This window comes from Armatimonadota bacterium, from assembly GCA_016223145.1.
In the GTDB taxonomy this organism is placed as follows: domain Bacteria; phylum Armatimonadota; class Fimbriimonadia; order Fimbriimonadales; family Fimbriimonadaceae; genus Nitrosymbiomonas.
This window is the reverse complement of record JACRPN010000022.1, coordinates 68564-87876: the sequence shown is the minus strand read 5'-3', so window position 1 is coordinate 87876 and position 19313 is coordinate 68564. Positions and strand designations below refer to the sequence as shown.

At 62.7% G+C, this 19313-nt stretch carries 20 protein-coding genes; 15 read left to right on the top strand and 5 right to left on the bottom strand.

Features of this window, described 5'->3' with window-relative positions:
- Positions 1–226: 226 nt before the first annotated feature.
- On the bottom strand, positions 227–1498 hold the full coding sequence (locus HZC36_16440; GenBank protein MBI5708575.1) for a hypothetical protein: 1272 nt from the start codon (positions 1496–1498) through the stop codon (positions 227–229).
- Between the two features lie 7 nt (positions 1499–1505).
- The gene (locus HZC36_16435) at positions 1506–2405 is read right to left on the bottom strand and encodes a phosphoribosylaminoimidazolesuccinocarboxamide synthase (protein MBI5708574.1); all 900 of its coding nucleotides are present in this window, start codon (positions 2403–2405) and stop codon (positions 1506–1508) included.
- 441 nt (positions 2406–2846) lie between these two features.
- On the opposite strand from HZC36_16435, the gene gcvT reads away from it, so the two are divergent.
- From gcvT to HZC36_16365, 14 genes are all read left to right on the top strand, one after another.
- Positions 2847–3935, top strand: a complete 1089-nt coding sequence (gene gcvT, locus HZC36_16430) for a glycine cleavage system aminomethyltransferase GcvT (protein MBI5708573.1) — start codon at positions 2847–2849, stop codon at positions 3933–3935.
- Between the two features lie 84 nt (positions 3936–4019).
- Positions 4020–4424 (top strand): hypothetical protein, encoded by a 405-nt coding sequence (locus tag HZC36_16425; protein MBI5708572.1) that lies wholly within the window; start codon positions 4020–4022, stop codon positions 4422–4424.
- On the top strand, positions 4424–4816 hold the full coding sequence (gene flgC / locus HZC36_16420) for a flagellar basal body rod protein FlgC (GenBank protein MBI5708571.1): 393 nt from the start codon (positions 4424–4426) through the stop codon (positions 4814–4816). The genes HZC36_16425 and flgC overlap by 1 nt, the downstream gene beginning before the upstream one ends.
- A gap of 8 nt (positions 4817–4824) precedes the next feature.
- Positions 4825–5034: a hypothetical protein gene (locus HZC36_16415; GenBank protein MBI5708570.1), complete on the top strand. Its 210-nt coding sequence runs from the start codon at positions 4825–4827 to the stop codon at positions 5032–5034.
- 14 nt (positions 5035–5048) lie between these two features.
- Positions 5049–5339 carry a flagellar hook-basal body complex protein FliE gene (gene fliE, locus HZC36_16410; GenBank protein ID MBI5708569.1) on the top strand — a complete coding sequence of 97 codons (291 nt, stop codon included), beginning with the start codon at positions 5049–5051 and terminating at the stop codon, positions 5337–5339.
- A gap of 186 nt (positions 5340–5525) precedes the next feature.
- Positions 5526–7130: a hypothetical protein gene (locus HZC36_16405; protein ID MBI5708568.1), complete on the top strand. Its 1605-nt coding sequence runs from the start codon at positions 5526–5528 to the stop codon at positions 7128–7130.
- On the top strand, positions 7127–8140 hold the full coding sequence (fliG, locus tag HZC36_16400; GenBank protein ID MBI5708567.1) for a flagellar motor switch protein FliG: 1014 nt from the start codon (positions 7127–7129) through the stop codon (positions 8138–8140). The genes HZC36_16405 and fliG overlap by 4 nt, the downstream gene beginning before the upstream one ends.
- On the top strand, positions 8133–8801 hold the full coding sequence (locus tag HZC36_16395) for a hypothetical protein (protein MBI5708566.1): 669 nt from the start codon (positions 8133–8135) through the stop codon (positions 8799–8801). The genes fliG and HZC36_16395 overlap by 8 nt, the downstream gene beginning before the upstream one ends.
- Positions 8801–10144 (top strand): FliI/YscN family ATPase, encoded by a 1344-nt coding sequence (locus tag HZC36_16390; GenBank protein ID MBI5708565.1) that lies wholly within the window; start codon positions 8801–8803, stop codon positions 10142–10144. Before HZC36_16395 ends, HZC36_16390 begins: the two co-directional genes overlap by 1 nt.
- Complete coding sequence (locus tag HZC36_16385; protein MBI5708564.1) at positions 10131–10550, top strand: flagellar FliJ family protein; 420 nt, start codon at positions 10131–10133, stop codon at positions 10548–10550. The genes HZC36_16390 and HZC36_16385 overlap by 14 nt, the downstream gene beginning before the upstream one ends.
- A 10-nt stretch (positions 10551–10560) precedes the next feature.
- A complete protein-coding gene (locus tag HZC36_16380) occupies positions 10561–11163 on the top strand; it encodes a lytic transglycosylase domain-containing protein (protein MBI5708563.1) in 603 nt (200 codons plus the stop codon).
- On the top strand, positions 11160–11675 hold the full coding sequence (locus HZC36_16375; GenBank protein ID MBI5708562.1) for a hypothetical protein: 516 nt from the start codon (positions 11160–11162) through the stop codon (positions 11673–11675). Before HZC36_16380 ends, HZC36_16375 begins: the two co-directional genes overlap by 4 nt.
- A gap of 590 nt (positions 11676–12265) precedes the next feature.
- Complete coding sequence (gene rpsO, locus HZC36_16370; GenBank protein ID MBI5708561.1) at positions 12266–12547, top strand: 30S ribosomal protein S15; 282 nt, start codon at positions 12266–12268, stop codon at positions 12545–12547.
- A gap of 111 nt (positions 12548–12658) precedes the next feature.
- Positions 12659–15139 carry a polyribonucleotide nucleotidyltransferase gene (locus HZC36_16365; protein ID MBI5708560.1) on the top strand — a complete coding sequence of 827 codons (2481 nt, stop codon included), beginning with the start codon at positions 12659–12661 and terminating at the stop codon, positions 15137–15139.
- Positions 15140–15200: 61 nt separating this feature from the next.
- Here HZC36_16365 and HZC36_16360 read toward each other — a convergent pair whose 3' ends face one another.
- Complete coding sequence (locus tag HZC36_16360) at positions 15201–16664, bottom strand: DUF1800 domain-containing protein (protein ID MBI5708559.1); 1464 nt, start codon at positions 16662–16664, stop codon at positions 15201–15203.
- A gap of 100 nt (positions 16665–16764) precedes the next feature.
- On the bottom strand, positions 16765–16959 hold the full coding sequence (locus tag HZC36_16355) for a hypothetical protein (protein MBI5708558.1): 195 nt from the start codon (positions 16957–16959) through the stop codon (positions 16765–16767).
- A 201-nt stretch (positions 16960–17160) separates the two neighbouring features.
- Here HZC36_16355 and HZC36_16350 point away from each other — a divergent pair, with 201 nt between their 5' ends.
- Positions 17161–17655: a transcriptional repressor gene (locus tag HZC36_16350; protein MBI5708557.1), complete on the top strand. Its 495-nt coding sequence runs from the start codon at positions 17161–17163 to the stop codon at positions 17653–17655.
- A 47-nt stretch (positions 17656–17702) separates the two neighbouring features.
- Here the strand turns inward: HZC36_16350 and HZC36_16345 are convergent, their stop codons facing one another.
- A complete protein-coding gene (locus tag HZC36_16345) occupies positions 17703–19295 on the bottom strand; it encodes a trypsin-like peptidase domain-containing protein (GenBank protein ID MBI5708556.1) in 1593 nt (530 codons plus the stop codon).
- Between the last annotated feature and the right edge of the window lie 18 nt (positions 19296–19313).

Genomic DNA, 19313 nt, shown 5'->3' with positions numbered 1-19313 from the left:
TGGGGAAGGAGGATATGCGTCACATTGTTAAACGACTTTGCCCCACCCCGGGTTCCTAGAAGTTTCTACAGGCCCGCCGCCTGGCCGCGTCAGGCTCAACGAACACCGAGGAGGTAGGCCCAAGGACCCACTTCTCCCCGCGGGTGAGCGGGGAGTTGGAGGGGATGAGCCGCTGAGTCGGCGAGCCGGCGAGTCGGCGAAGGGATGAGGGGAGGGGGCTGGCCGCTTAGGGCTCGCACGCCTCAGCGATGGCCTCGGCATACCTCTTGCTTGCGCCGGAGGAGGACTCCACCAACGCCCTCGCCGCCCGGCCCATCTCCTCGCGCTTGGCGGGATCGTGCAGCAGCGCCTTCAGCATCAGGCTGAGCGATTCCGGAGTGGCGCAGACTATCGAGGCTCCAGCTTCCTGAGCGGCTTCTGCTGCCTCGCGGAAGTTCTGCATGTGCGGCCCATGCAGCACGGGAACCCCGTGCGCCAGCGCCTGGATCAGGTTCTGGCCGCCGTAGTCCCCGAAGCCGCCTCCCACGATCGCGATCTCTGCGATTTCATAGAAGCCCGCCAACTCCCCATAAGTGTCCAAGAGAAGCGGGTTCCCAGAAGCACCTGCAGAACGCCGAGCAACTCTCCCGAAAGCATCTTCCATCGCCCTGGCCAGGGCGTCGGCACGCTCCAAGTGCCGTGGCGCCCACACGATCCTGATCCGGCTGTCGACTGATGGCAGTGTCCCCGCAAACGTCCTCAGCGCCTCGATGACGAACGCCTCCTCGTCTTCGCCGCGCGTCGAACCCACCACAACCACCGGCAGATCCGCGCGCTCGGCCCCCAACACCGCCGGATCGACCGGGGTCGCACCCGAGCCTCCCGGCGCCTGATCGAACTTGCAGTTGCCAAACACTTCGGCCTTCCCCGCTCCCAGAGCCGTGATGCGCTCCGCGTCGCCTTGAGTCTGCATCAGGCAACGGTCCACGAAACCCAGCAGGGCCGCGTAAAGTTGGCGCACCTTTCTTGCTCGTGGAAAGCTCCGGTCGCTGATGCGTCCGTTGAGCAGCAGGGTCTTCGCTCCCAGCGCTTTGGCCGCCCAAAGGAAATTCATCCAAAGCTCGGTTTCCATCACCGCGACGACCTTCGGCCGGACGCTCGCCATCGCCCGGAGCTGGAACTTGGGGAAGTCGATGGGGAAATACACCAAATGGTCGTAGAGCTCGGAGGCCCGCTCTCGAGCAGTCTGGTGTCCGCTGCTGGTGGTCACGCTCAGGACCACTTCGTGGTCCGGCTTAAGCTTGCGGAACTCGGCGAGAATCGGCATCGCGGCGACCACTTCGCCGACGCTCACAGCATGAACCCAGATCCTCTTTTTCTCGGGATGAGGCCGGAGAGCGTACCGCCCAAAGCGCTCGGCCCAGTTCGGCTTCTCCTTTCGACGGGATGACCGCCACAGCATCCAGGGAAGCCAAATCGGCGTCGCCAGGAAAAACAGCAGGTTGTAGAGCGCGACCATGGGGGCGTTATCCGGCGCCGCGAAGCTCCCTCCCCGTCAAAACGTGAAAGGCCTCCAGATATTTGGCGCGGGTCTTCGCCACCACATCTTCGGGCAGCGTCGGACCCGGCGGGCGCTTGTCCCAGTCGAGGGTCTCCAGATAATCGCGCACGAACTGTTTGTCGTAGCTGGGCTGCGAGCGGCCCGGCTCATAGGTCTCCGCGGGCCAAAACCGACTGCTATCGGGCGTGAGCGCCTCATCGATCCAGGTCAACTCGCCATCCACGAACCCAAATTCGAACTTGGTGTCCGCCAGCAAGATGCCTTTCGAGGCTGCATGGATCGAGGCGCGGCGATAAAGCTCAAGTGTGAAATCCCTGGCTTGTTCGGCAACTTCAGGGCCCACGATATTGCACGCCCCCGCAAAGCTGAGGTTCAAATCGTGGCCCGTTTCGGCCTTGGTGGCTGGTGTGAAGATCGGTTCGGGCAGCTTGGCGCTGTTGATCAGACCCTCCGGCAGGCTCAGGCCGTGAACGCCAGGACCATCGCTCACATACTCCTTGAAAAGCGACCCGGCGATATAGCCGCGGGCCACGCACTCGATAGGAAGGGGCTCTGCCTTCTTGGCGAGCGTGCAGCGGCCGGCAAAGTCGGGTCCCAGTCCGGGCACCCGCTCGGCAATCTGAGCATCGTCGGTGCTGATCACGTGGTTGGGGCACACCTCGGCGAACTTTTCGAACCAGAAGGCGCTCATTTGGTTCAGGATGCGCCCCTTGTCCGGGATGCCGTTCGCCATCACCACGTCGAAGGCGGAGATGCGGTCGGTCGCCACGATCAGCAGAGAGTCGCCCAGGTCGTAGACTTCGCGGACTTTGCCCTTTCGCGGAGCCGGGAGATTGGGCAGCGAGGTGGTCAGGAGTGCAGGCACGCCTTGATTATGGAGCTTTTGTTTCGGGCCTGGACGGCGGCAAGGCAAGGCGGCTCTGGAGGCGCTCTCCTCATTGTGCTTTGAAGGGACTCGGCTCGGGGCCGAACGCGGAAGAGACGTCTATCGGGGTTCGGCCTTTGTGTTGCGCGGGTTTCCTGGACGCGGGCTGATGGCTATTGACAGATTAAGGCGACATTTCCGGGGCACACACGCCAACTACGGATGCCAACTCACTTTGTCAATAGCAATAGGCCCGCTTTCCCTGAAAAGGCGGGGTAAACCCCGCCCTCCATCCGATCCGCCAACCCCGCCGTCCATCCCATACGACAACCCCGCCCTCCCTCACCATTCCCACCATTCTCACCATTCTCACCACTCTCACAACCCTCACTGCTCTCACCACCCTCACCCCCTCCGGCCCCGACCCAGTAAACTCAGATCATGCCAGAGACCGTCCTCAAAACCCCTCTTCATGCGTCGCATGTCGCCCTCGGCGGAAGGATGGTGGAGTTCGCCGGCTACGACATGCCGGTCCAATACTCCGGCATCATCGCCGAGACCAAGGCCGTGCGCGAGGGCGCCGGCATGTTCGACGTCAGCCACATGGCACGGCTTTGGTTCCGCGGCGTACGGACCCTTGAGTTCCTGGAGTGGATCACCACGAACGACGTCTCAAAGCTGGAGGACGGGCGCGGCCAATACTCCATGCTCCCCAATCCGAACGGCGGGATCGTCGACGACATCATCGTCTACCGCGTCGACCAAACCACCTTCCGCATGGTCGTCAACGCAGCAAACCACGCCAAGGACGTCGCCTGGATGAAGCAGCAGAACCAGGCCGGGGGGTTCGGCGTGGAGATCACCGACGAGACCGATGCCACCGCGATGATCGCCGTGCAAGGCCCCAAAGCAGCCCAGATCGTCGCAGGGCTTTCGGACGGCCCTCAGGCCCTGCTCGATGCGCCGCTTTTTGGATTGAATGAGGTCTCCATCGCCGGAGTGCCGTGCTTCGCGCCACGTTCGGGATACACGGGCGAAGACGGATTTGAGCTCATCTGCCCTACCGATCGAGCCTCCGAACTCTGGGATGCGCTCCTCGCCGCCGGAGTCGTGCCTTGCGGACTGGGCTCGCGCGATGCGCTGCGCGTGGAGGCGGGTCTTCCGCTTTATGGCCACGAGCTTAGCGACACCCTCTCCCCCATCGCCGCCGGCCTCGGATGGGTGATCTCCAAGACCAAGGCGTTCATCGGCTCGGAGTTGATCAACAAGGCGCGAAACGAAGGCGTCCCGAGAAAGATCCATGGAGTGAAGCTCGCTTCAAAGCGGCTTCTCACACCCGGCATGCCGGTGTTCGTCGACGGCCGATCCGCCGGCGAAGTCACCAGCGGCGTTTATTCCCCTACCCTCGAATGCGCGATCGCCTTCGCGCTCATCGATGCCTCGATTCCCCTGGGAACGCCCTGCGCCATCGAAATCCGAGGCGCCATGGAGCCGGGAGAACTCGTGAACAAGCGCTTCCTCAAGGCCTGAAGAACCCCCGTGAATCTGCCGATACCACTGATGGGCCGGAATACAACCCGGACCCTCGGGCTTAAGGATCGAGCCCGAGTTTCGATGCGAACGGATGCGCGGTACGGGGAAAGCAAAGTGCCGCTGCTCAAAGAACTGTTTGGACCGCAACTCGACCGGCTGCAGACCTCCATGCGTCTCACGGCCGAGCGTCACGCGCTCCTTGCCGAGAACCTGGCCAACGTCAATACGCCGGGCTACCATCGCAAGGACGCGAGCTTCGAATTGGTGCTCGAAACCAAGCTGAAAGGTCCCCAGCGAGTCCAGGAGCTCCGGCGGCGACTTTATGGAACCGGGCTCGGGAGCGCGGAATCGGGCAATGGCGAGCCGCCAGAGCTGGAGCGCGAAGTGCTGGCGATGTCCGAGACCGAATTGCGCTATCAGGCCCTAACCGATTTTGCCTCCAGTCATATCTCGGGCCTGCGAAACGTTATACGGGAGGGTAGATGATGCAGAACCTCTCTTCAGCCATGAGGGCCAGCGCGTCCGGACTCAAGGCGCAGCGCATCCGCATGGACGTGATCTCGTCCAACATAGCGAACGCCAACAGCGTCAAGGCCAACGGACGAGAACCCTACAAACGGCAAGATGCCCTGCTTCGCGCCGCAGACAACGGCGTCGAAGTCTCGGGGATCGTCACCGACAACTCTCCCCCCAGATCGGTCTACGAGCCAGGAAACCCCTTGGCCGACGGCGAAGGCAACGTGCTCTATAGCAACGTGGAGCCCGTCATCGAAATGGTGAACATGATCTCGGCCAGCCGCGCCTACGAGGCGAACATCGCCGCCTTCAATAGCGCCAAGAGCATGGTGCGCAGCGCCCTGAATATCGGAAAGCTCTAAGGAACCCCATGCCCTATCGCAACGTCGTTTCATCTCAAGTCTGGAATCGGATGCTCCTAAGGCGAAGACAATTCGTGGACTTCGTGACAACCCCCGAGGAAACCGAGGCGCCGATCTGGCAGCCACCCGCCGTCACCCTCGACAACAAGGTCCCTCCGGCAAGACCCGACCTGCCCGGACACGCCTGGCGCGCCCACAGCGGCGTCTCCAACCGCTGACGAGGAATCGAGCAATGCGCATTCAGGGACTTAACCCAACTTCACTTCCGGGCCTGACTCAAAAGCCAGGTTCTATCGGCAATGACGAGGACTTCGCAGGCACTTTGATGGACGTCTTGAGGGAGGTCAACCAATCGCAGCTCAACGCTGCCGAAAAATTGACCGACTTTCAGACGGGTCGAAATGCCGACATCGCCGATGTGAAGATCGCCCTCGAACAGGCCAGCCTGGCCCTGAACCTCACCCAGCAGGTGAGGAACAAGGTGCTGGAAGCCTATCAGGAGATCTCACGGATGCAGGTGTAGGCGTTGGGAGTTAGGCATTAGGCATTAGGGCACTGGGTATTGAGGCACTGGGTATTGAGGCATTGGGATATCGTCCCGAAAACCCGAAAACCTGAACACCTGAACACCTGAACACCTAAAGCCTAAAGCCTAGGGCCTTTGCCTTCTTTCGACCCTCTGAAACCCTCCGGACGCTAAGGACGGCGAATGGGCGGAATCTTCTTACGCATTCGAACTTGGTGGGAAACGGCGGACCGAACGCAGAAGGTCGTCTCGATCTTCGGCTCGGCCTTTCTCGTGATCTTGCTTGCGGGCACCTTCATGTTTGCCAGTCGGCCCAAGATGGCGCTGCTTTATGGCGGACTGACCCCGTCGGAGCTCGGAAGGGTCGTGCAAGAGGTCCAGCGACTGGGCATCGAGGTGGACTATGATCTCGCGGGAAACGTGCGCGTCCCCAGCGACAAAGTCGCCCAGGCCCAGGCCACTTTGGCCCAGAATGGGGCGTCCCCGACCTCGGGCCACCTCGGCGCGGAGAACCTTGACAAGATGGGGTTAGGTATCTCACAGGGTGTCGAGGAGGCACGCCTTGCGGCTATCAACCAAGGCGAGCTTGCGAAGACCATCGAAAAGATGTCCGGCGTGGCCGCGGCCCGAGTGTTCCTGAGTCCAGCCAAGAAGTCGAGCTTCGCTTCGGAAGACGAGCCCGCAACTGCCAGCGTCTTTGTCACCCAAAAAACCGGCGCCGAACTCGGTCCGGAGCAGGCAAAGTCGATCGCGCAGATGGTCTCGCGCTCGGCGACCGGCCTCACGATGCGGAACATCACGGTTGTCAATCAAGACGGCCAGACCCTGTATGACGGAGAGGACGAGGCCGGCAAGCTCGGAGGCTTTGCCACCAAGGGAGATGCCGAATATGCTGAGGCCAAACGTGTCAAGAGAGAGCTTCAGGGGGCGCTGGACCGCGCTTTCGGCCCCGGCAATACGCTGCTGACCTGCCGCATTGAGATGGACATGGACGTGACCTCCATCAAGAAAGACACGCCCATCGCCAGCGAGAACCCCGTCACGACGGCCCTGCAAAAGGAAACCATGGCGCCGGACAAGGCCGCGGGGTCGGCAGGCTCCTCAACCACCGGCAAGGACGTTGGCTACACAGGAGAGATCAAGCACGAAGAATTCGGCAACGGGATGATCCACGAGGAGCGAACGCCCGCCAAGGGAAAGGTGCTTAGCATGGCGCTGAGCGCGTTCGTAAATTCGGAAGCCAAATCGGTCAAGGCCGGCGACGTGCAGAAGTTCCTGGACTCCTACATCGCCCCCATGAAGGCGGGCGCCAGCGCCGACAAGTTCACGTCAAACGTGATCTCTACCGCCTTCGACAAAAAGGCCGCCGAGGACCTGAAGAAGGCGGGAGACGCGGCGGCCACCTCCGACCGGATGCAGCAGATATTCTCGCTCCTGCCGATCGTGGCGCTCGTCGCGGTGGCGTTCCTGGTGCTCAAGGCGCTGGGAAAGGCCGCCAAGTCCTCGACGAACGTGGTCGTTCAGGCGCTGCCTGGCGGACGGATCGCGGGCGGGCAATTGGCGCTTGCCGCCGGAACGCCTGGAACCGCACCAACGAGCGGTGGAACTCCGGCGGGCAATGAAGCTCTGGCGCGCATCCAGGAGGCACAGCTCCAGGACGAGGTCGAAGTGGGCTCCATCGTGGACCGGCTCAACGTCCCCCTCGAACAGATCAAGAAGATGTCCCATGAAAAGCCTGGCGTCGTCGCGATGCTGCTCAAAAGCTGGCTCCTGGAGGACGGGCGATGAGGCAGCGCCGCGAAGAGCTTTCGGCCCGCCAGAAGGCCGCCATCATGCTGATGGTCATCGGCCCCGAACTTGCCGGCCCCATCCTCCGCAACTTCCCCGACGACCAGATCGAAGCGCTCTCGCTGGAGGTCGCGCGGCTGGACCGCGTCACCCCGGAACAGCGCGAAGGGATCATCAACGAGTTTTATGAGCTTGCTATCGCGCAGGATTTCATCGCCGAGGGCGGCATCGACAACGCGCGTTCGGCGCTGATGGCGGCGTTCGGCGAGGACAAGGCAGGCGAGATCATGCTCCGCATCGTCAACGCGATGCAGGTCACGCCGTTTGAGTTCCTCAAGAAGGCCGACCCGGCGCAAGTCCTCAGCTTCATCCAGGACGAGCACCCCCAGACCATCGCGCTGATTCTAGCCTACATGCCGCTAGGCTCGGCCGCCGCGATCATCGGGCGGCTGCCGCACGACCTGAGGGCCGACGTTGCCGGGCGGATCGCGAGTATGGATCAAACGCCTCCTGAGGTCATTCGCCAAGTGGAGGGCGTGCTGGAAAAGAAAGTGTCCAGCATCGTGGACCAGGAAATGGCCCAGGCAGGCGGCCCGAAGGCGCTCGTCGACCTGCTCAACAGAGTCGACCGAGGCACCGAGCGCCTCATCATGGACTCGCTCGCGGAGAGCAACCCAGAACTGGCTGACAAGGTCCGCAACATGATGTTCGTCTTTGAAGACGTCGTCCAACTCGACGATCGCGCGGTGCAGCAGATCCTGAAGGAGGTCGACATGAAAGACCTCGCCACAGCGCTGAAAGGCGTCAACCCGGAGGTCCAAGAAAAGATCTTCCGCAACATGTCCGAGCGCGCGGTGGCAATGCTCAAGGAGGACATGGAGTTCATGGGCCCGGTGCGGCTACGGGTGGTCGAGGAGGCTCAGCAGAAGATCGTGAGCGTCATCCGAAGGCTGGAAGAGGCCGGAGAAGTCGTGATTGGGCGCAATGGCGAGGAGGAAGTGCTTGTCTAGGCGGGCTATCCGAACCGAAAGCTCGGCCAGCCCCTTCGCGAGCCACCTTCAAGACGTCGCCGCCATCGCGGTGGAAGCCGCCGGCGGTGCGCGCAATTCGCGGCTTGGCCGAACCGCTGCCTGGCTCGAACAGGCGCGTCTGGCTGCCGTCGAGGAGGGCCGGCAAAAGGGCTATGACGAGGGCTTTCTCGAGGGCCAGGCAACCGGCTATCGCGACGTCGCCGAACGCTGCCGGATGCACATCGAAAGCTTCGGGAATGCCCTGAAGGAGTCCTCGAACCAGGTGGAACGCGCGATGGAGGAATGGTATGAGCGGTCGGAACAGAAGCTCTCCGAACTCGCCGTCGTCATCGCGAGCCAGGTCGTGCGGCAAGAGCTCGATATCCGCCCCGAGGCAGTGCTTCCGATCGTTCGTGAGGCCCTCAGGGAGATCGCGCTTGCCGACAAGGTGCGGATACGCATCAACCCCTTTCAGGCTGAAGTTGTCAGGGAGCACGAGCTTGAGCTGCTCTCGCTTGCGCCGACTGTCGAGCGACTGGAAATCACCTCCGACCCTTCCATCGAGGGCGGCTGTGTGATCGAATCCGACGCCGGCGCCATCGACGCTCGTTTGCGGACGAAATTCGAGCTCACGATGAGCGCGATCAAGGAGGCAGCATAGTGCAGGTCCTCGATGCCGCAGCCAAACCTGCCCCTAGCTTTCGCAAGGCTGAGGCGCGCCTGGCAAGAGCCAAGCCTTATCGAGTGTACGGCCGCGTCTCCCAGGTGGTGGGGCTGGTCATCGAGTCCAACGGCCCTGCCTCCCGGACGGGCGATCTCTGCCTGATCGACACGGGCCAAGCCGAGCCCATCGCCGCCGAGGTCGTCGGCTTCCGAAACGACAAGACTCTTCTCATGCCGCTGGGAGACATCGCCGGAGTTCGGGCGGGCGCTTACGTTCAAGCGACCGATTCCTGCCTCAAAGTCCCCACCGGCCCGGGCCTGTTGGGGCGAATTCTGGACGGCCTGGGCGAGCCTATGGATGGCATGGGACCGGTTTTATCGAGCGGGAGCTACCCCGTCCAGAACGCCGCGCCGAACGCCGTGACGCGCCAAATGATTGATAAGCCGCTTGTCACCGGCGTGCGCGTCCTCGACGGCATGCTGACCCTAGGCGAGGGCCAGCGTGTCGGCATTTTTGCAGGATCGGGCGTGGGCAAGAGCACTTTGCTCGGCATGATCGCGCGGAGCAGTTCGGCGGACGTGAACGTCGTGGCACTCGTCGGCGAGCGGGGCCGCGAGCTTAACGAATTCATCCTCAATGACCTTGGCGAAGAGGGCCTTGCGCGATCGGTCGTGATTTGCGCGACCTCGGACCAGCCCGCGCTCGTCCGCATCAAGGCGGCGTTCACCGCGACCGCCATAGCCGAGTCGTTCCGCGACCAGGGCCTGAACGTGATGCTGATGATGGACTCGGTCACACGCTTCGCCATGGCTCAGCGGGAGGTGGGCCTCGCCATCGGCGAGCCGCCGAGCACAAAGGGCTATACACCCAGCGTCTTCGCGCTCCTTCCTAAGCTCATGGAGCGAGCGGGCCGCAGCGACAAGGGCTCGATCACGGCGCTGTACACGATCCTGGTCGAAGGCGACGACACCAACGAGCCGATCGCCGACGCCGCCCGCTCGATCCTCGATGGACACGTCTTCCTCAGCCGCAAGCTCGCCGGCGCAGGGCACTACCCGCCGGTGGACATCCGCCACAGCCTGAGCCGACTCATGCCGATGGTGGCGAGCCCGGAGCATGTCGAAGCCGCCCGCACGGTTCGCGAGCTCATTGGCGCCTATGAGGACGTGGAGGACCTGGTCAGCATCGGCGCTTACAAGACCGGAGCCAAGCCCATCGCCGACAAGGCCCTCGCCAAGTGGGACCTCATCAACGCTTACTTGAGGCAGAGCCGCGCCGAGCCCACCCCGTTTGAGGACACGGTCTCTGTCCTCGAGGCGATCGCCCATGAAGAAGTTTAGCTTTCGATTGCAGAGGGTCCTCGACTTCCGCGTGAAGGTCGAGGAGGCGGCTCAAGAGGGGTTCCTCGAAGCGCGCGCCGCTCGAATCGCGGGAGAGTCGGAGATTCAGAGGATCAAGGACTCGCGAAAGGAAGTGCTCTTCTTTCCAGCCGACACCCTTGCGGCTCGCAAACACTTGCAGGAACGACTGGAGGTGATCGACGAGCAAGAGCGGATTCAGGCGATCGCCAACGAGACGCTGGCCCAGGAAGAGGAGGCCGCCCGGCAGCAATGGCTCGACCGCAAGCAGGAATTGGAGACCCTGGTCAAGCTGCGCGAGAAGGAAGTTGCCGATTGGGAGGCCGAGTCCAATCGCCACGAGCAAAGAACCCTCGACGAGTGGGCCGTGCTGAAGCGAGCCGCCTAGGAGCAAAACGATGATCGAGATGAGACTCAAGGGACCTGAGGGCGTTCGCGCCAGGATCGAGGAGCTTCGCGCCCGATTGCGGGAAGTCTGCCCCGATAAAGGCTCCGAGCCGCTTGCCGGCTCGCGTATGCCCGCACCGCTTGCAGGCAGCATCGGCGGCGACAACAGCTCTGCCAGGCCATTCGATCCGACGGCTCAAGGCGTACGGTTGAGCCCGGAACTGGCCACCCTCATGCCGCTCATCGAAGACGCCGCGAACCAGAACAACATCGATCCGGCGTTGCTCCACTCGATCGTACAAGCGGAAAGCGGCTACGACGTGAACGCACGATCGCGGGCAGGCGCTCTGGGGCTGACGCAACTGATGCCCGCCACGGCTGCTTCGCTTGGGGTTACCAACCCCTTTGACGCCGCCCAGAACCTGAACGGGGGCGCAAAGTACCTGAGCCAGCTCATGGGCCGGTTCAATGGCGACCTCTCGCTGGTGCTGGCGGCCTACAACGCCGGGCCCGGCGCCGTTCAGAAGCACGGCGGAATCCCGCCCTATAGCGAGACCCGGGCCTATGTGCAGAAGGTGCTCGACCTCTACAACCAACGGAGACCGAACCGATGAAGCTGCTCATCATCGTCGTGATTGTCCTTGCGGGCATGTTTGTGATCGGCGCAAGAGCCGGAATCGTGGATATTCCTGGCCTATCGCCGGCCAAGAAGGCAGGCCAAGCTGCCAAGGGGTATGCCACCGACGCCGACCCGGCCAGAGTCACCAAAGACGACGAAAAGCCGACTGCAGAATCTGCCGCAGAACCCGAGAAGACCGCCGAAGTGGCAAGCAAGGACGTGGAAAAGCCCAAAGCTCCAACACCCGTCGAGCCCGAAATCGACCCTCTCGCCGGTGAGAAGAGCCTGGCGAGGGTCTGGAAAGGACTCGACGCGGCCGTGATTGCGCCCATGGTAAGGACCTGGAAGGATGAAGAGCTTGCCCGGCAGTTCGCCGCAATGTCCCCAAAACAAGTTGGAGAGATTCTTGCCCTGCTGCCGCCTGATCGCGCCTCGAAGCTCTCAATCCTGCTGCAGAAGCGCGGGGTCGAGGACGCGAAGATCGCAGCCAAGTCCGAGCGCTCGTAACCGTATTCCTGGCCCTGCTGGCAAAGGGGATGCGTAGCCGCGGGTTCCGTGCCCGCGCGCAAGGAGGAAGCTGGCAAAGGGGATGCGTAGCCGATGCGTAGCCGCGGGTTCCGTGCCCGCGCACAAGGAGGCCGATGGCAAAGGGGATGCGTAGCCACGGGTTCCGTGCCCGCTCGCAAGGAGGCCGATGGCAAAGGGGATGCGTAGCCACGGGTTCCGTGCCCGCGCGCAAGGAGGCCGATGGCAAAGGGGATGCGTAGCCGCGGGTTCCGTGCCCGCGCGCAAAGAGGAAGCTGGCAAAGGGGATGCGTAGCCGCGGGTTCCGTGCCCGCGCCACCCAGCTCTCTGCCTTCCCGCTTGAGACCAAAGGTGAAGGCCCGTCTCCCCTCCCCAACCCCTCCCTCAGTTTCGACTGCGTCAAAGCCAAGGGAGGGGCTACGCCATAACTCGCTATTCCCACTTCACCTGTGGTATCATTGGTGCCCGAAAGGCCTGAGCCGTGTGCCGTTGTACGGAGCGCCCCCCGGGACGCTGCTTAGAGCGGCAAACTCCTCTGGCCCGGAAGACCCTTGGAGGCCAATCTCTCAAAGATGCCGCTGGATAAAGCAGTCAAGCAAAAAGTAATCGGCGATTATGCCCTGGAGACAGGGGATACAGGTTCCACGACCGTACAAATCGCCGTCATGCAAGCTCGCATCACCCAGATCACGGAGCACCTGAAGCGAAATCCCAAAGATTTCCACTCGCTGCGCGGTCTGACCCTCCTCATCGGCAAGCGCCGACGCCTGGAGGCCTATATGCGGGCCAACGATGTGGTCGCCTACCGCGAACTCATCAAGCGCCTCGGCATCCGCGAAGTCAAGCCTCGCTAACTCCGGGGTGGCACCCTGCTTTTTGGGGTGTGCATCTCCTTTTTTGAACACGGCCCGTGAGCCCGTGGCTCATAGGGCGCATGGACAGGATGTCCGTGCAATGGAGGCAACATGATACATTCACATGAGTTCGAGGTTGGGGGCAAGACCCTCAGCATCGAAACAGGCCGCGTGGCGAAGCAAGCCGGCGGCTCCGTTCTGCTCGGCATGGGCGAATCCGTCGTTCTCGCATCGGCGACCATGTCGGCCAAGCCCCGAGAGGGCATCGATTTTCTCCCCTTGACCTGCGACTACGAAGAGCGCAAGTACGCCGCCGGCAGGATCCCCGGCGGATTCCAGAAGCGAGGCGGAAGACCCTCCGACAAGGCGATCCTCGTTTCCCGCCTGATCGATCGGCCAATCCGGCCCCAGTTCCCTAAGGGGCTGCGCAACGACGTTCAGGTCATCGCGATGCCCCTCGCGTTCGACGAGGGCCACCCGACCGACGTGCTGGCGCTCTGCGCCGCCGGCGCTGCCCTAACGATCTCCGACATCCCCTTCAACGCTCCGATCGCCGGCGTCCGAGTCGGCCGCATCGACGGCAAATTCATCCTCTTCCCGTCGCTTGCCGAAATCAAAGAGTCGGACCTCGACCTCGTCGTCGCGGGCCACAAGGACGCCATTTCGATGGTGGAAGCCGGCGCGAGCGAGCTCACCGAAAAGGAGATGGCTGCCGCGCTGAAGTTCGGCCAGGATGCCATCCGCACGATCTGCCTGGAGTTCGAGAAGTTCGCCAAGACCGCCGCCAAGCCCAAGCGCGAAGTCACTCTCTACGCGGTCGCCGAAGAGCTCACAACTCGGATCGACAAAGAGTGCCGCGACGAAATCGAGAAGGCACTCATCAATCCCGACAAGTCGAGTCGGGAGAGCGCGCTCGACGAGGTGGTTTCTGAGATCGCCAAGCGCTACGCCGAAGTTTACGCCGAGCAGCCCGAGATGCTGAAGCAACTTCACGAGGCTGCGGACTACGTCGTCAAGAAGACCGTCCGACGGCTGATCATCGACAAGGACATGCGCCCCGACGGGCGCGGCCCCGAGGACATCCGCAACCTGGAAGCCGTGGCGGGACTCCTGCCGCGCGTCCACGGCTCCGGCCTTTTCACTCGTGGCCAGACTCAGGTTCTCACCGTGCTCACCCTTGGCCTGCCCGGTGATGCCCAGACCATGGACACGCTGGACGAGAACGAAGACAAGCGTTACATGCACTTCTACAACTTCCCGCCGTATTCGGTGGGTGAAGTGCGTCCCTTGCGCGGCGTGGGCCGTCGGGAGGTCGGGCATGGCGCCCTCGCCGAGCGCGCATTGCGCCCTGTGGTGCCGGTCGACGATCCCGAGTTCCCGTACACCCTCTTGCTCGTGAGCGAAGTGCTCGAATCGAACGGTTCCACCTCGATGGCTTCGGTGTGCGGCTCGACGCTCGCGCTCATGGACGCGGGCATCGCCATCAAGGCCCCCGTGGCCGGCATCGCGATGGGCCTCATGTCGGACGGCAAGAAGTTCAAGGTGCTCACGGACATCCAGGGCATGGAGGACTTCTGCGGTGACATGGACTTCAAGGTCGCGGGAACCCGCGACGGCATCACCGCACTGCAGCTCGACACCAAGCTGACGGGCATCCCGGACAAGGTGCTTGCCGACGCCCTTTCGCAGGCTCAGCGGGCGCGGATGAAGATCCTCGACGTGATCGAGGCTGAAATCCCGGCGCCTCGATCCGAAATGGCGCCAAGCGCCCCACGCGTCATCACAATCAACATCAACCCCGAGAAGATCGGCGCGCTGATCGGACCAGGAGGCGCGACGATTCGCAAGCTGACCAACGAGTACAGCGCGCAGATCGACGTGCAGCAGGACGGCCGCGTGCTCATCGCGGTGGCCGACGAAGTCGCAGAAACGGGCTTAATCAACCAGATCAAATCGCTCACCAACGAGGTTTCGGTGGGCATGGAGTTCCGAGGCAAGGTCTCCAGGCTCATGGGCCGTGGCGCGATGGTTGAGTTTGTGCCTGGCCGAGAAGGCATGGTGCCGCTTGAGCACCTGACCACAAAGCCAATCCGACGCCCCGAGGATGCCGTCAACATCGGCGACGAGTTGAGCGTTCGGGTCCACGAGATCGACAGCATGGGCCGAGTGAACTTCACGGCGCTTGGCATCGCCCAGACCCTGCCCGGACTTGAGGACAACGAGGGCGCGACGCCTCCTCCCCCTGGAATGGGCGGCGGCGGACGCGGCGGCGACCGAGGTGGACGCGGCGGTCGCGATGGCGGCCGTGGCGGAGACCGAGGCGGCTATCGAGATCGCGATCGCGGCGGCGATCGTGGCGGCTACCGAGATCGTGACCGCGGCGGCGACCGAGGTGGCTATCGCGACAGGGATCGAGACCGCGAGCCGCGCCCCGGAGACGAACCCCGCGAGCAGCGCGAGCCGCGAGAGCCCCGCGAGCGAGACGTCGAGGACCGGGCCGCCGTTCAGGCGCCGGAAGTCCCCAGCGCGTTTCCGAAGAAGGACCGCGAAGAGGAAGACGGCTTGAACACCCGCTTCCGCCCGAGGCGATAGGGCCTTCGCTTCAATAAAGGTGGGGCGTCGCAAGTTGCGACGCCCCACCTTCTTGTTGCAGTTAGGCCATCTGGAACTCCGGAGAGCCGAAGATCAACCGGCAGACCTTGACCGCCGTGGCGTTGGCGTTTTGCTGAGTTACCCTCGCGCCACAAACGCTCCTTGCCGCCTCCGCAAGCTCGCCCATCTTCTTCTGGGAGAGCTGGACGTCAAAAACCGATACCAGCTTCTTGGCAACGCCCTCAGGCGTGGGGTCATTCCCAAAGAGGGTCATCGCAGGGTAACGGAGCCGGACCGGCGCGCGCACGCCCTTCACTCGGGGCTGTGCCGGCGGAGCGGTGTCGAAGAGGGTGTCGGCCCACTGAATGCGCTCGACCATCGTCGCCGACGTGATCCATGCCGCTCCGCCATCCCAACCGGCGACGTCTGGCGGGAACAGCAGGTCCATTCCCATGCCGTTCATCCCGAGGCTCGTGGCCTGGGCCATCAGGCGGAACGCCTGCCCCCGGGGGTTCGGGGTCTCGCCCTCTTTGGGGGGCGGGCTCACGTTTGCGGCGGCTGTCTCGCCGAGGCCCAGTTGGCGTACCGTCGCCACGCAAAAGTCCACGGGGTTCTTATAGACGGCGCGGAACGCCTTCTCAGAATAGAACTCCTCCGACTCCATGATGTCGCGCAAAAGCTTCTTGACGTCGAGGCCCGTCTTCCGAAAGTTGCCGGCGAGCCGGTTTATCAGGCTCAGCTCGGGCTTCGGATAGGCGAACCACTCCCAGATCTTCTCTGTGATGTAGTAGGCGGTTCGCGCTTGATCGCAGAGGATATCGATGATGTCCTCGCCCGAGAAGTCGCCGCTCTTTCCAAGGAACCTCTTCTCGCCGTTGTCGTGCAGCATCGGACGATAAAGGAAGTCCGCCTGCCTGTAGGGGTCCTGCTCGTTGGCTTCGGTGGGCCTGCGCCGCAGGATCGTCCAGCCCGTAAAGGCCCTCGCCGACTCCTGGATGTCCTTTTCGGTGTAGTTGCCGATGCCCAAGGTGAAAAGCTCCATGATCTCCCGGGCGAAGTTCTCGTTGGCCTTTCCGCGCACGTTGAACTGGTTGTCCAGCCAAAACAGCATCGCGGGGTCTTTGCTGGCTTCCAAGAGCAGCGTCTTGAAGCTGCCCGTCGCGTTCCGCCGCAGCAGTTCGTTTTGCTGATACATCATCAGCGGGGCGTTGACCTTGCTGGCGCTGGTGGCGAAGTGGTCGTGCCAGAAGAGGGTCATTTTCTCCTGGAGCGGCCGCCGGGTCATGAGCAGGCGCGTGACCCACCAGGCTTGGATGCCGCGCACGTTGAAGATCTTCTTGTCGGGCTGCTGAAAGTGCTCCAGCGTCGCCGGGAAGTGCTCGTCCACACTTTCATAGTCGAGCAGCCGGTCGATGGCGCGCTTCAGCCCGCCGTTTCCGTAGTAGTCGACCTCGGCCTCGCTGGCGCCCAGGCCAAAGCGCCTGAGCAGGTGGGCGACCTTCTCTCTTTCTGTCCTTTCCGCCATATCCGAGAAGACGGACCAAGGCGCCTTTCGTTCACAAAGACTCAAAAGCAAGGGGCCAAACCCGGCAAGGGTTTGGCCCCAAAAGCGTGTTCTCCTTGGCTTACGCCTCGGGAACGTTCGTGGACTTGAAGGTCGCTTCGTTCACGAACTTGAAGAGCTTGCTGCCCTGATGATCGGCCGTAAGGGCATAGCGCACCTGCTGGCCAGACTTGGTCTTGCGGACCATTTTCGTCTTCTTGACGGCCGATTCCGGCACGTCCACATGAGATCTAGTTTTCAGGTTGTAAAACTTCATCTTATCCCTCCAAACAAGGTTCACGACACTTGCGGTCCAACCCCGCAAATGTCACGGTATCAGGATAACACAAAACCAGGTTCATTTGAACTAAGATTTTCGCTTTCCTGAAAAAAGAGGGACTCCAGACCTGTTTTGAAGCGCCGCGATCGGCGTATGCAAGGTTGAACCGGCAAGGTTCGACTAGAATACTGTGAACTCATGACGCGCGCGCAGAGATCGGAAAACCGTCCTGAATGTAACCTCGCAGACGAGGCGCTAGCCCAGCACTTCGAAGCCCGGGCGGTTGCCCAGCTCCGGCAGGCGGGGCTCCGCGTCACGGCCCCGCGCGTCCAGGTGATCCGGGCGCTCAGTCGCACCAACGGCGCGCTTACAGCCTACGAGATCCACGCCCAGATTGTCGCGGCCGGCGAAAGGGTGGACGTCGTGACGGTGTATCGGGTGCTGCAGGCGCTCATGGAGGCGGGCCTGGTCCACCGTCTGGGCGTGGTGGACGGCTACTACGCCTGCCGGGCCGAAGGGCACCAAGGAAGCTGCGAACACCTGGTGTGCAGGGAATGCGGCTGCGTCGAGGAGCTTCCACTGATCGCCCTGGTGTCCAAGGCGCTTCCGGCCCAGGCCGCCGAAGCGGGTTTCACTTGCGAGACGCTGAGGGTCGAAGTGCTGGGCGTCTGCTCGCACTGCAGAAATGGGTAGGGGCCGCGAACTTCGTTCGCGGCCCCGTGTCCTTCCGGCCATCGCGCCTAGCGGAAGGTGATGTCGCGGGATTGCTGCACCATCGATCCCTCGCCATAGCGAGTGAAAGATAGATGCCGGCTGTCGCCCCACTTCACGTCCTTCATCGCCGACACGAGGTCCTCGGCACCCTTGATCGTCTTGTCGCCGAGCTTCGTGATCACGTCGCCGGCCTTGATACCCAGCCGGTCAGCGACCGACCCGGGCTCCACTACCGTCACCACCGCACCGGCCACCGAATCTGGGATGCGGTACTGCTGACGCAGGGTCTTGTTGGTGGCATCGACCGAGACGCCAAGCCGGGCGGGACCCGACTTGAGTGGCGCCACGTCCTGGTTGTCGTCGCCTCCATTGCCAAACCGCTTCTGGAAGTCGCGAAACTCCTTGGGCAAGTCTTCGAAGTTGAAGTTTCGGCCGTCGCCATTGAACGGCGAATTCTGGGGAGCCTGCTGCGCCACCGGCTTCGGCGGCTCGCCGAGCTTTACCCTGACGGTCTCGTGCTTCCCGCCTCGGACAAACTCGATGTCCACGGTCTCGCCCGGCCCATAGCGAAGCATCGCGTTGCGTAGGTCCATCTGGTTGCGAACGTTGACGGACCCGATCCGTACGATCACGTCCCCGGGCTTGATCCCCGCGTCTTTCGCAGGGCTTGAGGGAACGTCGCCATAGGGACCCACGATCGCGCCGCCGGCCAGACCAAGCTCCTTCTTCTGGAACTCCTTGAGGTTCTCAGGCACCAAGCCGAGGAACCCGCGGGTGATTTTGCCTTTGGAGATCAGCGTATCGGCGATCAATCGAGCCTGGTTCGCGGGGATGGCGAATCCAATCCCAACGCTGTCGCCCGTGCGGCTGAAGATGGCTGTGTTGATGCCGATCACCTGGCCGTCCACATTCACCAGTGGCCCGCCGGAGTTGCCCATGTTGATTGCGGCATCGGTTTGGATCATGTCGGGATAAAACCGCGCGCCGTTGGAGGTCCGGCCGTCCGGCACCGCGCTGGGGCGGCCGATGGCCGAAATGTGGCCGATCGTGACGGTGTTCTCCAAGCCAAAAGGCGAACCGAGTGCCAGGGCGTATTGTCCCGGCTTCACCGCGCCGCTATCGGCGAACTCAAGCGCAGGAAGGCCCGTCGCGTCGATCTTCAGAACAGCGATGTCGGAATCCTCCGCCGTCAACACCTTGGCCTTATATTCCTTGCCGTCCGCGAGAAGCACGGTCACCTTTTCAAAGCCATTGACCACGTGGTCGTTGGTGATGATATAGCCGTCCGAACGGTAAATGACCCCTGAGCCTTCACCCCGCGTCAGGTTGGACAGGCGGCCGCTGGGTCCCCGGGAGGAGGCGTTCTCCGACCGGATCTGCACGGTGCTTTGCAGGGCGTACTCCGAGACGGCCGAAAACGCGCTATCGAGAGACTTGAGGGTGTCGAGGCCCGCGGTGTCGATGTGGGCGACATTGCGCAGCTTGGCGGGGCGCTGGGCCCAGGCGTTCGGCAAGACATTGCCGGTTTGGATCGCCGCCATCAAGAGGGCGCCAAGCGCCATTCCACCGGCGAGCCAAAGGTAGGGTTTTCTTCCCTTGAATGGGGAATGGTTGCTCATGTTGGTGTTTCTCCTTCG

Excerpts from the sequence above, each read along its gene's own strand:
- HZC36_16440 (MBI5708575.1), bottom strand. The coding sequence starts at position 1,498 with ATGGTCGCGCTCTACAACCTGCTGTTTTTCCTGGCGACGCCGATTTGG.
- gcvT (MBI5708573.1), top strand. The coding sequence starts at position 2,847 with ATGCCAGAGACCGTCCTCAAAACCCCTCTTCATGCGTCGCATGTCGCC.
- HZC36_16425 (MBI5708572.1), top strand. The coding sequence starts at position 4,020 with ATGCGAACGGATGCGCGGTACGGGGAAAGCAAAGTGCCGCTGCTCAAA.
- flgC (MBI5708571.1), top strand. The coding sequence starts at position 4,424 with ATGCAGAACCTCTCTTCAGCCATGAGGGCCAGCGCGTCCGGACTCAAG.
- HZC36_16415 (MBI5708570.1), top strand. The coding sequence starts at position 4,825 with ATGCCCTATCGCAACGTCGTTTCATCTCAAGTCTGGAATCGGATGCTC.
- fliE (MBI5708569.1), top strand. The coding sequence starts at position 5,049 with ATGCGCATTCAGGGACTTAACCCAACTTCACTTCCGGGCCTGACTCAA.
- HZC36_16405 (MBI5708568.1), top strand. The coding sequence starts at position 5,526 with ATGGGCGGAATCTTCTTACGCATTCGAACTTGGTGGGAAACGGCGGAC.
- fliG (MBI5708567.1), top strand. The coding sequence starts at position 7,127 with ATGAGGCAGCGCCGCGAAGAGCTTTCGGCCCGCCAGAAGGCCGCCATC.
- HZC36_16385 (MBI5708564.1), top strand. The coding sequence starts at position 10,131 with ATGAAGAAGTTTAGCTTTCGATTGCAGAGGGTCCTCGACTTCCGCGTG.
- HZC36_16380 (MBI5708563.1), top strand. The coding sequence starts at position 10,561 with ATGATCGAGATGAGACTCAAGGGACCTGAGGGCGTTCGCGCCAGGATC.
- HZC36_16375 (MBI5708562.1), top strand. The coding sequence starts at position 11,160 with ATGAAGCTGCTCATCATCGTCGTGATTGTCCTTGCGGGCATGTTTGTG.
- rpsO (MBI5708561.1), top strand. The coding sequence starts at position 12,266 with ATGCCGCTGGATAAAGCAGTCAAGCAAAAAGTAATCGGCGATTATGCC.
- HZC36_16365 (MBI5708560.1), top strand. The coding sequence starts at position 12,659 with ATGATACATTCACATGAGTTCGAGGTTGGGGGCAAGACCCTCAGCATC.
- HZC36_16360 (MBI5708559.1), bottom strand. The coding sequence starts at position 16,664 with ATGGCGGAAAGGACAGAAAGAGAGAAGGTCGCCCACCTGCTCAGGCGC.
- HZC36_16355 (MBI5708558.1), bottom strand. The coding sequence starts at position 16,959 with ATGAAGTTTTACAACCTGAAAACTAGATCTCATGTGGACGTGCCGGAA.
- HZC36_16350 (MBI5708557.1), top strand. The coding sequence starts at position 17,161 with ATGACGCGCGCGCAGAGATCGGAAAACCGTCCTGAATGTAACCTCGCA.
- HZC36_16345 (MBI5708556.1), bottom strand. The coding sequence starts at position 19,295 with ATGAGCAACCATTCCCCATTCAAGGGAAGAAAACCCTACCTTTGGCTC.